Annotated in this window: 14 protein-coding genes; 5 read left to right on the plus strand and 9 right to left on the minus strand. The window is 57.6% G+C overall.

Annotated elements, in window-relative coordinates; genetic code table 11:
* Positions 1 to 287 precede the first annotated feature (287 nt).
* A complete protein-coding gene (locus tag GSQ94_RS20495; protein WP_158945881.1) occupies positions 288 to 818 on the minus strand; it encodes a GNAT family N-acetyltransferase in 531 nt (176 codons plus the stop codon).
* 479 nt (positions 819 to 1297) lie between these two features.
* Here GSQ94_RS20495 and GSQ94_RS20500 point away from each other — a divergent pair, with 479 nt between their 5' ends.
* Together GSQ94_RS20500 and GSQ94_RS20505 are read left to right on the plus strand one after the other, a co-directional pair.
* A complete protein-coding gene (locus GSQ94_RS20500; protein WP_158945883.1) occupies positions 1298 to 2296 on the plus strand; it encodes an aldo/keto reductase in 999 nt (332 codons plus the stop codon).
* 109 nt (positions 2297 to 2405) lie between these two features.
* Positions 2406 to 3107 carry a HisA/HisF-related TIM barrel protein gene (locus GSQ94_RS20505; protein WP_158945885.1) on the plus strand — a complete coding sequence of 234 codons (702 nt, stop codon included), beginning with the start codon at positions 2406 to 2408 and terminating at the stop codon, positions 3105 to 3107.
* 83 nt (positions 3108 to 3190) lie between these two features.
* Here GSQ94_RS20505 and hisF read toward each other — a convergent pair whose 3' ends face one another.
* From hisF to hisI, 8 genes are read right to left on the minus strand one after another with little or no spacing between them, the layout of a single operon-like run.
* A complete protein-coding gene (hisF, locus tag GSQ94_RS20510) occupies positions 3191 to 3964 on the minus strand; it encodes an imidazole glycerol phosphate synthase subunit HisF (protein WP_158945887.1) in 774 nt (257 codons plus the stop codon).
* Positions 3965 to 3966: 2 nt separating this feature from the next.
* Positions 3967 to 4248 (minus strand): hypothetical protein, encoded by a 282-nt coding sequence (locus GSQ94_RS20515; protein ID WP_158945889.1) that lies wholly within the window; start codon positions 4246 to 4248, stop codon positions 3967 to 3969.
* A 3-nt stretch (positions 4249 to 4251) separates the two neighbouring features.
* Entirely contained in the window at positions 4252 to 4863 is a 612-nt protein-coding gene (hisH, locus tag GSQ94_RS20520; protein ID WP_158945891.1) for an imidazole glycerol phosphate synthase subunit HisH, read from the minus strand.
* Between the two features lie 45 nt (positions 4864 to 4908).
* Entirely contained in the window at positions 4909 to 5508 is a 600-nt protein-coding gene (gene hisB, locus GSQ94_RS20525; RefSeq protein WP_158945893.1) for an imidazoleglycerol-phosphate dehydratase HisB, read from the minus strand.
* On the minus strand, positions 5508 to 6665 hold the full coding sequence (gene hisC / locus GSQ94_RS20530; RefSeq protein WP_158945896.1) for a histidinol-phosphate transaminase: 1158 nt from the start codon (positions 6663 to 6665) through the stop codon (positions 5508 to 5510). Before hisC ends, hisB begins: the two co-directional genes overlap by 1 nt.
* Positions 6662 to 7921 (minus strand): histidinol dehydrogenase, encoded by a 1260-nt coding sequence (hisD, locus tag GSQ94_RS20535; protein ID WP_158945898.1) that lies wholly within the window; start codon positions 7919 to 7921, stop codon positions 6662 to 6664. Before hisD ends, hisC begins: the two co-directional genes overlap by 4 nt.
* A 50-nt stretch (positions 7922 to 7971) precedes the next feature.
* Positions 7972 to 8853: an ATP phosphoribosyltransferase gene (hisG, locus tag GSQ94_RS20540; protein ID WP_158945900.1), complete on the minus strand. Its 882-nt coding sequence runs from the start codon at positions 8851 to 8853 to the stop codon at positions 7972 to 7974.
* Positions 8850 to 9191 (minus strand): phosphoribosyl-AMP cyclohydrolase, encoded by a 342-nt coding sequence (gene hisI, locus GSQ94_RS20545; protein ID WP_158945902.1) that lies wholly within the window; start codon positions 9189 to 9191, stop codon positions 8850 to 8852. Before hisI ends, hisG begins: the two co-directional genes overlap by 4 nt.
* A 328-nt stretch (positions 9192 to 9519) precedes the next feature.
* On the opposite strand from hisI, the gene GSQ94_RS20550 reads away from it, so the two are divergent.
* The 3 genes from GSQ94_RS20550 to GSQ94_RS20560 form a co-directional block, all read left to right on the plus strand.
* Positions 9520 to 9828 (plus strand): helix-hairpin-helix domain-containing protein, encoded by a 309-nt coding sequence (locus tag GSQ94_RS20550; protein ID WP_158945904.1) that lies wholly within the window; start codon positions 9520 to 9522, stop codon positions 9826 to 9828.
* Between the two features lie 114 nt (positions 9829 to 9942).
* A complete protein-coding gene (locus GSQ94_RS20555; RefSeq protein WP_158945906.1) occupies positions 9943 to 12567 on the plus strand; it encodes a GAF domain-containing SpoIIE family protein phosphatase in 2625 nt (874 codons plus the stop codon).
* Positions 12568 to 12683: 116 nt separating this feature from the next.
* Positions 12684 to 13227: DUF4397 domain-containing protein (locus tag GSQ94_RS20560; protein WP_158945908.1), on the plus strand; the 544-nt coding region annotated here is incomplete at its 3' end.

Below are 13227 nucleotides of genomic sequence, written 5' to 3' on the forward strand. Positions count from 1 at the left end.
AGTTGTCGTTGCTTTTCCTTTACCTCAACTCAAAACATCGTCATCTCGACCGAAGCGGCCCACTGTTTTATCGTGGGCCGCGCAGTGGAGAGACCCCCGTATTTGCTCTTGCTTTGTCGTTGACTTTTGTTTGTCATCCCGTTAGGGATCTGCTTCTGCCCTTGCCGTTGCCTGTTCTTTTGTTGTCATCCCCGCAGGGGATCTGCGGTTGCGTTTGCCGTTGTTTGTTCTTTCATTTGCAATCCGATAGGCATCTCCTTCTCCTCTTCCCTCCGCAACACCGACAATCAAAAATCCAGCCGATACCGCACCGTCCCCTCCTCCTCCCCATGCCCATCAAATCTCATCCCGCACTTCTCCATAATCCGAACCGACGCCGGAATCGAAGGAAACGTATGCGCAATCACGCTAGCGATCCCTTCTCCTCGCAGGTACTCGATCAAAGCCTTCGCGCCCTCCGTCGCAAACCCTCGCCCCTCATACGGCGGCAGTATGGAGTACCCAATCTCACACTCCTCCGGAGTCGCGGCCTTCGAAAACGCGCCCAGCGAGCCAATCAAAGTACGCTGACCCGCCTCTCCGGTCAGGCTCACATACCGGTGCCAGCCAGTCTGCTCCGGATGCTCCGCCAACTGCGTTCGAAGAAACTCGTAAACATGCGGCTCCCAGACGGAGTTAGGCCAGTTCGGCGGAATCTCACACCTAATCAGCTCCCCCAGGCGGCCATCGTTGGCCTCCTGCGAGCACAGCATCTCAGAGGTAGTTGTAATGAGCGAAAGACGCGAAGTAACGATATCGTCACTGCTTTGAGGCGACATGGGAGACTCTCCTGAAGAAATGGGTTAAAACGCGAAAGCACAGTCCGGCTCACCAACATCCGGAGTCACAACCGCGAAACACGCATCCAATTCAGGCAGTCATAGGCAGAACAGAAGTCTACGCCAAGAGGGCCAAGTCAAGAAACTAAACATTAGCCCTAGCCAACTAAAAGACGCCGAATCCAGCCAAAGTCAGTTGTCAAGTCCACGAAACATCTAACTCTTTACCAGTCAGCAACATCTGCCTGACCTATCGACCGCAGCCAGCCGCTATACTAGATACAGCGATTCCTAACGGGATTAAGATGATCTCGGCGTAACTATTTGAAAATAAGTATTTTAGCCGCAACCCATTTATTTTGAATATTTTACAGGCGTATCCTGTCTGTAAGCTAAACAATAGAAAAGGTTTATCCCCAAAATACCCCTTAGAGGGGGAGGGGGTACCCACCGATCAAACACCCAAAAAGGGAGCATCCATGGAGTACGTCAATCTCGGCAAGACCGGCCTCAAAGTCTCTCGCCTCAGCCTCGGCTGCATGTCCTACGGGGTCCCACCCGCTGGCCCGCTCCGCCCCGGCAGCCACGCCTGGGCCCTCAACGAGGCCGACAGCCAGCCCTTCTTCAAGCAAGCCCTTGACCTCGGCATCAACTTCTTCGACACCGCCAACATCTACACCGTAGGCTCCAGTGAAGAGATCCTCGGTCGCTTCCTCAAAGCCAACACCAAACGCGAAGATACCGTCATCGCCACCAAGCTCTTCAACGCCATGCGCGACGACCCCAACGCCAAAGGCCTCTCCCGCAAGCAGATCTTCTACGAGCTGGACCAGAGCCTCAAGCGCCTCGGCACCGACTACGTCGACCTCTACCAGATCCACCGCTGGGATTATGAAACCCCCATCGAAGAGACCATGGAAGCCCTCCACGACGTCGTCAAATCAGGCAAGGTCCGCTACATCGGAGCCTCTTCCATGTACTCCTGGCAGTTCGCAAAGGCCCTCTACGTCGCCGACCTCAACGGCTGGACCCGCTTCGTCTCCATGCAGAACCACTACAACCTCCTCTACCGCGAAGAGGAGCGCGAGATGATGGGCCTGTGCCAGGCAGAAGGCATCGGCGTCATCCCATGGAGCCCCCTGGCCCGTGGCCGTCTCGCCCGTGCGTGGGGTTCAGAGACCACCAAGCGCAACGACACCGACCAGTTCGCCAAATCCATCTATACCAAGACCGAAGAGGCCGACAAAAAAGTAGTCGACCGCCTCACCGAGCTGTCCGAAAAGCGTGGCGTTCCCCAGGCAACACTCGCCATAGCCTGGATGCTCAGCAAACCCTACATCACCGCACCCATCGTAGGCGCCACCAAACCCAATCACCTGCCCGACGCCGTAGCCGCCCTCGAAATCAAGCTCACCCCAGAGGAGGTCGCCTCTCTGGAAGAGCCGTACATCCCCCATGCTGTCCTGGGTTTCAGCTAAAAGAGAGCTTTTCCCGACCAACGGGAGGAGTACAAAAGTCACGAAGTGACCGCCCCACGCGCAGTGGGCCCGTCCGGCAGGACAAGCAGCGAAGAAGAGAGAAAGAAAAATGTTAATCCCCTCAATCGACCTCATGGGAGGCCGCATCGTCCAGCTGGTGCAGGGCGAAAAGCTGAAACTAGCCTTCGACGACTTCGAGTACTGGATCGAACGCTTCGCCAAATATCCGCTAGTCCAGCTCATCGACCTCGATGCGGCCATGCGTCTGGGTAACAACCGCGCCCTCATCGAGATGATCGCAAAACGCCTGCCCTGTCAGGTCGGCGGCGGCCTCAAAACCGCGGAAGACGGCAAGATCCTCCTCGAGGCCGGAGCCAGACGAGTCATCTACGGCTCCAGCCTCTTTCGCCCCGCCGAACCCGACCACATCCGCCGCCACAAGCTCATCTATCTCGAGTTCGCAGAAGGCCTCAAGTCCTCACTCGGCGAAGAAGCCTTGGTCTTCAGCGTAGACACGAAAGCTGGCAAAGTAGCAGTCAAAGGCTGGAAAGACTCGGTAGACCTCACCCCGGAAGAAGCCATCACCTGGCTCGAAGACTACTGCGCCGCCTTCCTCTACACCCACGTAGACACCGAGGGCACGATGCAGGGCTTCCCGATAGACGTAGCAGCGATCCTGAGAGCCTGCACCGCTAAACAATTAATCGTAGCGGGAGGAATCAAAGAGCAAAGCGAAATCGAAGCCCTGGACGCCATGGGAGTAGACGCAGTAGCCGGAATGGCAGTCTACTCTGGCGCCATGGAAGCCTAACCGACCAACGGGAGGGATAAACAAGTCACGAAGTGACCGCCCGCCGCGCAGGCGGCCCGTCCGGCAGGACAGGAACAGGTCAGTCAGCAGGGCAGCCGAACCGGCACCCCAGCCCGCTGTAGCTCGCTCTTCAACTCTCGCGAATCCGTAACCCCGAAGTGAAAGATACTAGCCGCCAGCGCAGCATCCGCCCGCCCTCGCCCGAACACCTCGACAAAGTGCCCCGCAGTCCCCGCCCCACCTGACGCAATAACTGGAATCTGCACCGCCCCACTTACCATCGCGGTCAACTCACAATCAAATCCACCCCGCATCCCATCGGTATCCATCGACGTCAGCAAAATCTCCCCTGCCCCCCGCTCCTCCGCCTCGCGAGCCCAATCCAAAACTCGCAACCCCGTAGCCTTGCGACCACCACTCACAAAAACTTCAGCCTCATCTACTCCACGGCCCTCAACGCGCCGAGCATCAATCGCCACAATCACGGCCTGGGCTCCAAAGCTCCTACCAATCTCCCCGATCAACTCAGGCCGCGCAATCGCCGATGAGTTGATACTCACCTTATCCGCACCCGCATCGAACACCGCGGAAGCATCCTCTGCATTTCGAATCCCGCCACCAACGGTAAACGGGACAAACAGCGCCGCCGCAGTCCGCTTCACCGTATCGAGCAGCGTTCCTCGCCCTTCATGCGTCGCCGTAATATCCAGCAGCACAATCTCATCCGCTCCCGCAGCAGCATGGCGATGCGCCAGCTCCGCCGGGTCGCCCGCATCGACGATGTCCACGAACTGCACACCCTTCACCACGCGCCCGCCGCGCACATCGAGACATGCGATGATCCGCTTCGTCAGCATCTCTACCCGAGCCTCATCGGCACGACCGCCGGCACCGTAACCGACTCACCCTCGCACACCACACGCGCCAGCGAATCTCTATCCTCAATCACCGCGCCATGCTCCACAAACCACTCCACCATCAACCCCTGCCGGGGTGCCAGCACATGAAACTCCATCGCACCATCCGTCAGCGTACAGACCGCCTGCCCCGTCCCCACCAGGGATCCTGCCGGCACCAGCTGCTGCACAAACGTATACGAAGGTTCTTCCGCTGCAATCTTCAACTCGTACATAAACGGCATAATTTACAACTCCAGAAAATTCTTTAAAACCTGTAATCCCACTGCGCTCGACTTCTCAGGATGAAACTGAACCCCCATCACATTCTCCTTCTCGACCACACCCGTAAATGCTCCACCATATTCTGTAACCGCAGCCGTTGCATGAGTCACCGGGGCTCGCCACGAGTGAGTGTAGTAAACAAACCCACCTCCCTCAATCCCGCGCATCAACCTCGAATCAGACCTCACTCTCTCCAACGAGTTCCACCCAACATGCGGCGACTTCAACTCCGCGCCATCGTACAAAGCAGGGAATCGCTCGCACTGCCCTGCAAAGTGCCCCAGCCCAGCAACCCCGGGAGCCTCGGTTGATCCATCGAACAACCACTGCAGTCCCACGCAAATCCCCAGGAACCACGAACCCTTCGCAACACTCTGCCGAATCGCGTCGGTCAACCCACGTTCCTGCAGTAGGGAAGTAGCCTGAAAATGCCCGACCCCCGGCAGCACCACCTTCGACGCAGCCACAACCACCGCCGGATCCTGGGTCACCACCACTTCGCGCGCGCCAAGGTAGTCCAACGTCTTCACCACGCTGGTCAAATTGCCCGCTTTATAGTCGATAACCGCAATCATGCAGAAAGCCCTCTCTAATCCGTGGTAGCCGGAAATAGCGTGTTCCTAAAGCAGGCCCTTGGTTGAAGGCAGCATCTCTCGCATGCGCTCATCTCGCGAACAAGCCCCGCGCAGCGCTCTCGCGAACGCCTTGAAGATCGCTTCGATCTTGTGATGATTGCTGCGCCCATACATCGTCTTCACGTGGATATTCGCCTTGGCTCCACGCGCAAATCCATCGAAGAAGTCAGCCAGCAACTCACTCTGAAAGTCACCGACCAGGCGCACCTTCACCTTGTCATCGACGACATAAGCAACTCGCCCACTCAAATCCACTGCCGCCACAGCAAGCGTCTCATCCATGGCCATCACAAAGTATCCGGCGCGCATAATGCCCTTTTTATCGCCCAGCGCTTTCCCAAATGCCTCACCCAAAGCGATTCCCACATCTTCCACTGTGTGGTGCTGATCGACGTCGAGATCGCCCGTGCACTTCAGCGTTAGATCAAACCCACCATGTCGCGTAAACAGCTCCAGCATGTGATCGAAAAATCGAATTCCCGTCGAAACCTTATAAACGCCCTGTCCATCGACGACGAGCTTCAACGCAATCTGCGTCTCTGTTGTATCCCGCTTGATCGTTCCCGTCCGAATGCTTTTGGTCATTATTCAAACTCCCTTTCGGCATCGACGGTCTGCTGTCCAGTCGGTTCGTTAGCCTGCTGCGCTTCCCACTTAATCTCATTGAGCGAAGCTCTGAGCGCTTCAAGCCCGCGCGTCACATGCTCTTCAAGCCCAATCGTGATCCTCACGCAGCCATCGCATCCGGGATCGGTCGATCGGTCGCGCAACAAGACACCTCTCGCATGCATAGCCTCTACCAGTGCTTTATGTTTCGGACCAATCTGCATCAGCACAAAGTTGGCATGGCTAACAAAGAAGGGAACACCTAACTCCTGCAGCCCTTTCATCATCCGCTCCCTCCCCACGCGCACCTGCTCGATATACCAGGCGAGGTATTCGTCATCGGCAACAGCAGCGGGCAGACAGGCCAGCGCGACTCCATTCACGTTGTAAGGTGAACTCGCCTTCCGCACATACTTCAACAGATCCGGGCTTCCAACCAACATGCCGACTCGCAGGTTTGCCAGCCCATAAGCCTTGGAAAAAGTCCGTGCGACGATCAGATTTGGTACCGTCGCCAGGTCTTTCATCGTCGACTCGCCATGAAAATGGTAGTACGCCTCGTCCACCATCAGCACTGCCTGCGGAGCCGCCGCTGCAATCGCCAATAGATGTTCTCGACTCACTACCGCACCCGTAGGATTATTCGGCGAAGCAACGATGATGAGCTTCGTTCGCTGCGTAATCGCTGCCATAAAACGCTCAAAGGGAAACTCCAGCGTCGCATCGGCCTGAATCTTTCGCAAGTGCGGCGTCATCATCTTGATATTCACGTCGTACATGAAAAAAGTAGGAGTGGAAATGAGCGCTTCATCCTCCGCTTCGAGAAACGTCGCACACATCAGATGGATCGCCTCATCTACGCCGTTGGTCAGCAGCACCTGCTCCGGTCGCAACCCAAAGTGCTTCGCAACGATCCGCTCCACTGGTTCTCTCTCGGGATACTTCGTCAATCCTTCAGCCGTAAGTGTCCGTAGTACCTCCATCACTCGCGGCGAGGGCGCAGCCGTGTTCTCGTTGAAGTCCAGACGCAAAGCATCTCGACCCGCCAGTGGGGGATGGTACTCCGGCATATCCAACACCGCCTTGCGCGGCTGCACAGTTTTTACTTCTGTAACCAAATCAGTAGCAAGACTCATCGCATCCTGACTCGCACGCTCTCCGCATGTCCTTTCAGGCCCTCCGCCTCTGCCAATGCAATCGCGTGGGGGCCCATCTTCTTCAATCCTGCGCGAGTATACTGCTGCACGGTAATTACCTTCACAAAATCCATGACGCTCAGTCCACCTCGTACCCGCCCAACGCGCCCCGTAGGCAGCACATGGTTTGGTCCGGATACATAATCACCCATCGACTGCGGCGCGTACTCTCCGACAAACACGGACCCGGCATTCTCGACCCATCTCAAATCTGCCGTCGTATCGACCGTCAAATGCTCTGGAGCGAGTCGATTCGTAAGCTCTTGCGCCTCACGAACTGTAGCAGTTACAAACAGACATCCCTGCGCCGCTAAGGATTGCTTTGCAATCGCATTCCCGCGAGCCTGCGTCTTTACCTCTGCTGCGACAGCCCTTGCGAGGGCTTCATTGCTCGTAATCAGAACAGCAAGCGTCTCAGGATCGTGCTCCGCCTGCGCCACCAGGTCAGCCGCAACTCCTGCTGCATCGCCGGTTTCGCTGGTCACGACGATCTCCGTGGGCCCCGCCGGCATGTCAATGCCGCACTCACTCGCAACCAACATCTTCGCCGCCGTCACATACAGATTTCCCGGTCCAACAATCTTGTCGACCCGCTCCATCGTAGCCGTTCCGTACGCCATGGCGGCAATCGCCTGCGCCCCGCCCACTCGATAGAACTCCTTTACCCCTGCAAGCCATGCTGCGGCCATCGTCTCTCTCGCAGGCTTTGGGGAGCACACTACAATCCTGCTCACTCCCGCGACCTGTGCGGGCGTAACCGTCATCAGCAGGGTCGAAGGCAGCGGATACCGTCCGCCCGGCACGTAGCAACCCACACTCCCCAGCGCCCGAACGATCTGCCCCGTCTTCACTCCCTCAACCGGAGAGATCGTCCATTCTCGTGGAAGCTGAGCCTCGGCGAACGCAAGAATATTTCCCCGCGCCACCATCATCGCGGCTTGTAACTTTGGCGAAGTCGAATCCCAGGCTGCCTTCATCTCCTCAGGTGAAACCAGCAAAGACTCACCCTTCGCAAGCCCATCAAACTTCGACGCGTACTTCAGCAAAGCTCGGTCGCCGCCCCTCCGCACCTCTGCGAGAATACGCTGCACCACCGGAGCCACGCGCGCCGTGTTCACAGCGCCCCTTTGCTCCAGCGACTCGATTAATGCGTCTGCCGCAGCCTTGCCTCGGCCAAAGGTCTTCACCAATTTCATCGCCAAACTCCAGAGTTTCACGTAACCTTTTACATCGGCAACCAATACAGTTACAGAACAACCTTACTTAGCGGATATTCAACAATCCCGGTGGCTCCCGCAGCCTTCAACTTCGGAATCACCTCACGCACCAGCGATTCATCGAGAATCGTATTCAACGCGACCCACTCCTGATCACTCAACTGCGACACTGTCGGCGAGTTCAGCGCCGGTAGCTCGCCAACGATCTTCTCCAGGTCGCTTTTCCGTGCATTCAGCATCAAGCCGACTCGCCCCTGTGCCGCAATCGCTGCATTCAGCATCAGCGAGATATTCTCGATCTTCTTCCGCTTCCACTCATCTTGGTAGGCTGTCTTATTCGCAATAAGCTGCGTCTCGCTCTCCATCAGCGTCTCAATGATCCGCAGTCGGTTCGCGCGCAGCGACGATCCTGTCTCGGTCACCTCCACAATCGCGTCGGCCAGCGTAGGCGGCTTGACCTCTGTTGCGCCCCAGCTGAACTCCACCTTGACCGGAATATTCTTCCCAGCAAAGTACCGTTTCGTAAACTCGACCAGCTCTGTAGCAATAATCTTTCCCGCAAGATCCTCAGGCTTCTGGAACGGTGAATCCTCTGGCACAGCCAGCACCCACTTCACCTTCTGCCGGCTCTGCTTCGAATATGTAAGACTCGTCACATACTCCACGTCGGTCTCGTTCTCGAGTACCCAGTCGTTTCCCGTCAGCCCCGCGTCCAGCGCACCATGCTCAACATATCGGGCCATCTCCTGCGCCCTTACCAGCATGCATTCAATCTCGACATCGTCGATAGAAGGGAAGTAGCTCCTCCCATTCGCGAAGATCCTCCAACCCGCCCGCTCAAACAGCGCGATCGTGGCGTCCTGCAGACTGCCCTTCGGTATTCCCAGCTTCAAACGCTTCGTCTCGCTCACTTAGCCTCCATCGCAATATCTTTCATAAAGCAGCTCACCGTGCCCTCGTGGCACACCAGCCCATCACCTTCGACCTCAACCTTGAACAGCAGCGCATCGTTATCGCAATCAGTAGAAGCTTCGATCACCCGCAGCCTGTTGCCGCTGGTTTCGCCCTTCATCCATAGCTTCTGCCGTGTCCGGCTCCAAAACGTCACGAACCCCGTCTCAAGTGTCTTCGCGTAGCTCACCTCGTTCAGAAAACCGAGCATCAGCATCTCTCCCGTCTTCGCATCCTGCACCATGCCCGGGACCAGTCCATCCATCTTTGCAAAATCAATCTTTACCGTATCGGCCATCTCTGTCTCTCCTTATTACGCAAGAAAAAGGCCCGCTCGCGGTGTGCGCGTCAGCGGGCCTTTCGAAATCCTTAGGAAGCGTTTGTTACTTCGCCACTCCGGACACAGCCGCCAACACGCTCTTTGCGTGATGATGATGCGAATGTCCGTGATGGAGGCGCAGGCTGCTCATCTCCCCTTCAGGGTAGCTTTCGAGCAGGGAGAAGTCAACTGGCCGCCTCGCAAGAGCTTTCATCTCCCGGCAACCAAAACTTGTTCGTTGACGCGGCCTGCACACTCTCGTACTCTTCCGCTGTAAAGCATTCAGCCCACAGTAGGAGAACCCACCATGCGCAACCTTCGCCATACCCTTCTCGCCGCTGCGCTCCTCTTCGCCGTCGCCCCTGTCTTTTCCGTGGCGCAGGGCTCCAAGGCCGGAACTCCAGCCGCCGCGCCAGCCTCTGCACCTCTGGACATCAACACCGCCACCCCTGACCAGCTCAAGGCATTTCCCGGCATCGGCGACGCCTACTCAAAGCGCATCCTCGACGGTCGCCCTTACACCGCGAAGAACCAGCTGCTCACCCGCGGTATCCTCCCCGCCGCAACCTACAACAAGATTAAGGACCAGATCATCGCCAGCCACCCCAAAAAGTAGGCTTCGAACAATGCCTCCCGAGAGACAGGCATCCGGAAAGGATGCCTGTCTCTTTTAATCAATATCTTTAGGTCTGATCTTCAGAGACCGCTGCTACCATCTCTCCAACCGGCTATGCCACAGAAATCCGCACGCCTCCAATACTTCCTTCTCGCCCTCGTAGCGGCGTTCGTGCTCCTGCATGCGTACGGTGCTGCTATTCGCGACTTCAATGTTTTTGTGCATGGCCAGTCTATAGTTCGAGCCCCGTTTGAAAGTGGATTGCGCCTGGCAACAACGACAAACCTCCGCGAAGAGGCTCTCGCCGCGGGCCTCCAACCCTTTGACACCGTACTCACGCTCAATGGCCAGCCCTACACCAGCCACAACATGCTTCTCGGCCAAATCCGTCGCGCGTCGCCCGGCGACTCAATGACAATCACCTATCATCACGGCTCTGACCCAGCAATCAAATCGACCAGCATCCGGCTAGCCGCAGTCCAGTCCCAAAAGCTCTCGCCCTTCCAAATCTCAGTCAACTTGGTGTTCGCCGTATTACCTTTCTGCTGTCTTCTCATCGGTCTGTGGGTGGTCTTCGCTCGTCCGAGAAATCTAAATGCTTGGCTAATTCTGGGGATCCTCTGTTACTTCAACGCTCTCATCATCAACCCGACCCTGATCGTCGGACCTTACCTTCTCATCATTGCCTTGACCTGGAATATCGTAGCGCAGTCAGCTATGCCGGTCTGCCTCATGTTCTTTGGGGTCTACTTTCCTGATCGGTCACAACGCGATATCAAGCTTCCCTGGGTCAAATGGCTCATAGCGATTCCACTCGTCCTTATGTCCTTGACGGACTTCATCGCCAACTACGGCGACATGTGGAGCTTCTCTTCAATCTCCTGGTTCGCGCCCTATATCTACGCCATCAACGTTGCGGAAAATATCTTGGCTGCCATCGCAGTCTTTTGGTTCTTCCTCAATCTCGGCCCGAAGATTGGGGAAGCCACCGGAGATGCTCGCCGTCGCCTCCGCATTCTCTTGGTCGGAAGTTCGATCGGACTCACTCCACTGTTTCTCCTCCTCACGGTTGCCATTGTTACCAAAAGCGATGTTGGTCAGAGCACCCCGGAGTGGGTCGATATCTCTGTGTTCCTCATTCTTCTGCTGTTTCCGCTCTCTCTGGCCTACGTTGTCGTCGTACAGCGTGCCATGGATCTTCGCATCATCATTCGCCAGGGGACCCGCTACGCCTTCGCCCGCGAGTCTCTTACCGTGATAAGAGTTGGTCTTGCCATCTGGATGGCTTTTTCCCTCAATGATTTCTTCAGGCACCCCGACCATCAGCGCAACGACATCGTCCGCATCCTTCTCATCATCGGAGTCTTCTTCGCCTTCCGCTTCCTCCTTTCAAATCGCCTGCAAAAGATGATCGACCAGCGCTTCTTCCGCGAAGCCTACTCCACCGAGCAGCTCCTCTCCGAGCTCTCCGACGAAGCCCGCAACTTCACCGAAGTCGCGCCCCTGCTCGAAACCATCACCCGCCGCCTCGGCTCCACCCTCCACATCGAACGCATCGCCGTCTTCCTTCGCTCCGGCGATACCTATCACCTCCAGCTCGCCACCGGAATGCCCATGACCGTCAGCGCGGCGCAGTTTTTCTCTCTTCCTGCCGCCTCGACAACCATCACCACACTCAGCCGAGCTAAGACCCCTGCAAACGTTTATCGTGACGATCCCTCCAGCTGGCTCATCGACGCCACCGACGCCGAGCGTAACGCGCTCAACGATCTCTCCACCGAACTCCTCGTCCCTCTGCCGGGTCGCACTCGACTCGCCGGTGTCATAGCCCTCGGCCCAAAGAGCTCCGAAGAGCCCTACACCAAGACCGACCGTCAGCTTCTCCAGACCATCGCCTCCCAAACCGGCCTTGCTCTCGAAAACGCCGAACTCCTGCACAACCTCACCACCGAGGTCGCCCAGCGCGAACGCATCTCCCGTGAGATCGAGATCGCCCGCGAGGTTCAGGAACGTCTCTTCCCGCAAACATGCCCCAAAGTCCCAGGCGTCGATGTCGCCGGTTTTTGCCGCCCCGCCCAGGTCGTAGGCGGCGACTACTTCGACTTCTTCCTTCTGCCCTCAACCTCAGCAGCCGAGCCACGCCTCGCCCTCGCCCTCGGCGACATCTCCGGCAAAGGAATCTCCGCCGCGCTTCTCATGGCCAGCCTTCGTGCAAGCCTTCGCAGCATCGCTGGCCTGCAGCAGGGAGATCTCGCCGCTCTCATCTCCCACGTCAACAACCTCGTCTACGAGTCCTCCACAGCCAACCGCTACGCTACCTTCTTCTACGCAGAGTACGACCCGTTCAACCGTCTCCTCACCTACGTCAACGCCGGTCACAATCCTCCCTACATCCTTCGCGGCGCAGAGACCATAGCCCTCGAGGCCACAGGCACCGTAGTCGGCCTGCTCCCCGACGCCGAGTACGCTCAGGCCGCCATCCAGCTCCATCCTGGCGATGTCCTCCTCGCCTTCACCGACGGCATCTCCGAAGCCATGAACCATCAGGACGACGAGTGGGGCGAAGACAACATGCTGGCCGCTGCCCGCGAACTTCTCACCCGGCCCGACTGCACTACCACCGCCGATCAACTCCTCACCTGCATCTTCGATGCCGCCGACGAGTTCACCTCCGGTGCCCCTCAGCACGATGACATGACCCTCCTCGTCTGCTCCATCGGCCACATCGCGACCCACTAATCCCACCTATGGGTTATCCCTTCCATCCAATCCACCGTCCTGCGCGTTCTGAAATCAAGTAAAGTGAAGGCAGTGCGATGCCTCAGGCCAACCTGAGGCTTACGAGTCGACAGTACATGTCCAATCTCCTCCATCTCGCTCGACCCGCCGGGCGCCTCGCTGCGACTGCGGCACTTTCGTTCGTTCTCACCGGCTGCGGAGCCATCGTTAGCAGCGCTCCCGTGGCGCAGGTCCGTGTCGTCACCGCATCCCCCGACGCGCCAAAGCTCGACATCTATGAGGGGTCCAATCCGCTGGCTCACAACCTTGGCTTCGGCACCGTCACCTCTTATATCCCGCTCTCGCCCGGCAACGAAGCGATCTCCGCCAACACCGCCGGAACCAGGCAGTTCCTCTCTCTCGCTAAAGCGAACTTCGCTGCCTCCGGTCAGTACACCGTCCTCATCGGCAATCCTGTCGCCAGCATGCAGCAGCTCATCCTCACCGACCAGACCCAGCCTGCACCCTCAGGCCAGGTCGCACTCCGCTTCGTCAATCAGGCTGTGCGCGCCGCTGCCACAGACATCTATCTCGTCCCTACTGGCCAAAGGCTCATCACCACCACACCGCTGGTCACCAACACTCTCTTCGGCGCCAACACCGGCTACCTTAACCTTCCCG

Origin of the sequence: Granulicella sp. S190, assembly GCF_009766095.1 — a bacterium.
Taxonomy (GTDB): Bacteria; Acidobacteriota; Terriglobia; order Terriglobales; family Acidobacteriaceae; genus Edaphobacter.

Excerpts from the sequence above, each read along its gene's own strand:
- GSQ94_RS20550 (WP_158945904.1), top strand. The coding sequence starts at position 9,520 with ATGCGCAACCTTCGCCATACCCTTCTCGCCGCTGCGCTCCTCTTCGCC.
- GSQ94_RS20515 (WP_158945889.1), bottom strand. The coding sequence starts at position 4,248 with ATGCCGTTTATGTACGAGTTGAAGATTGCAGCGGAAGAACCTTCGTAT.
- hisF (WP_158945887.1), bottom strand. The coding sequence starts at position 3,964 with ATGCTGACGAAGCGGATCATCGCATGTCTCGATGTGCGCGGCGGGCGC.
- hisB (WP_158945893.1), bottom strand. The coding sequence starts at position 5,508 with ATGACCAAAAGCATTCGGACGGGAACGATCAAGCGGGATACAACAGAG.
- GSQ94_RS20555 (WP_158945906.1), top strand. The coding sequence starts at position 9,943 with ATGCCACAGAAATCCGCACGCCTCCAATACTTCCTTCTCGCCCTCGTA.
- hisI (WP_158945902.1), bottom strand. The coding sequence starts at position 9,191 with ATGGCCGATACGGTAAAGATTGATTTTGCAAAGATGGATGGACTGGTC.
- GSQ94_RS20505 (WP_158945885.1), top strand. The coding sequence starts at position 2,406 with ATGTTAATCCCCTCAATCGACCTCATGGGAGGCCGCATCGTCCAGCTG.
- GSQ94_RS20495 (WP_158945881.1), bottom strand. The coding sequence starts at position 818 with ATGTCGCCTCAAAGCAGTGACGATATCGTTACTTCGCGTCTTTCGCTC.
- hisC (WP_158945896.1), bottom strand. The coding sequence starts at position 6,665 with ATGAGTCTTGCTACTGATTTGGTTACAGAAGTAAAAACTGTGCAGCCG.
- hisD (WP_158945898.1), bottom strand. The coding sequence starts at position 7,921 with ATGAAATTGGTGAAGACCTTTGGCCGAGGCAAGGCTGCGGCAGACGCA.
- hisH (WP_158945891.1), bottom strand. The coding sequence starts at position 4,863 with ATGATTGCGGTTATCGACTATAAAGCGGGCAATTTGACCAGCGTGGTG.
- GSQ94_RS20500 (WP_158945883.1), top strand. The coding sequence starts at position 1,298 with ATGGAGTACGTCAATCTCGGCAAGACCGGCCTCAAAGTCTCTCGCCTC.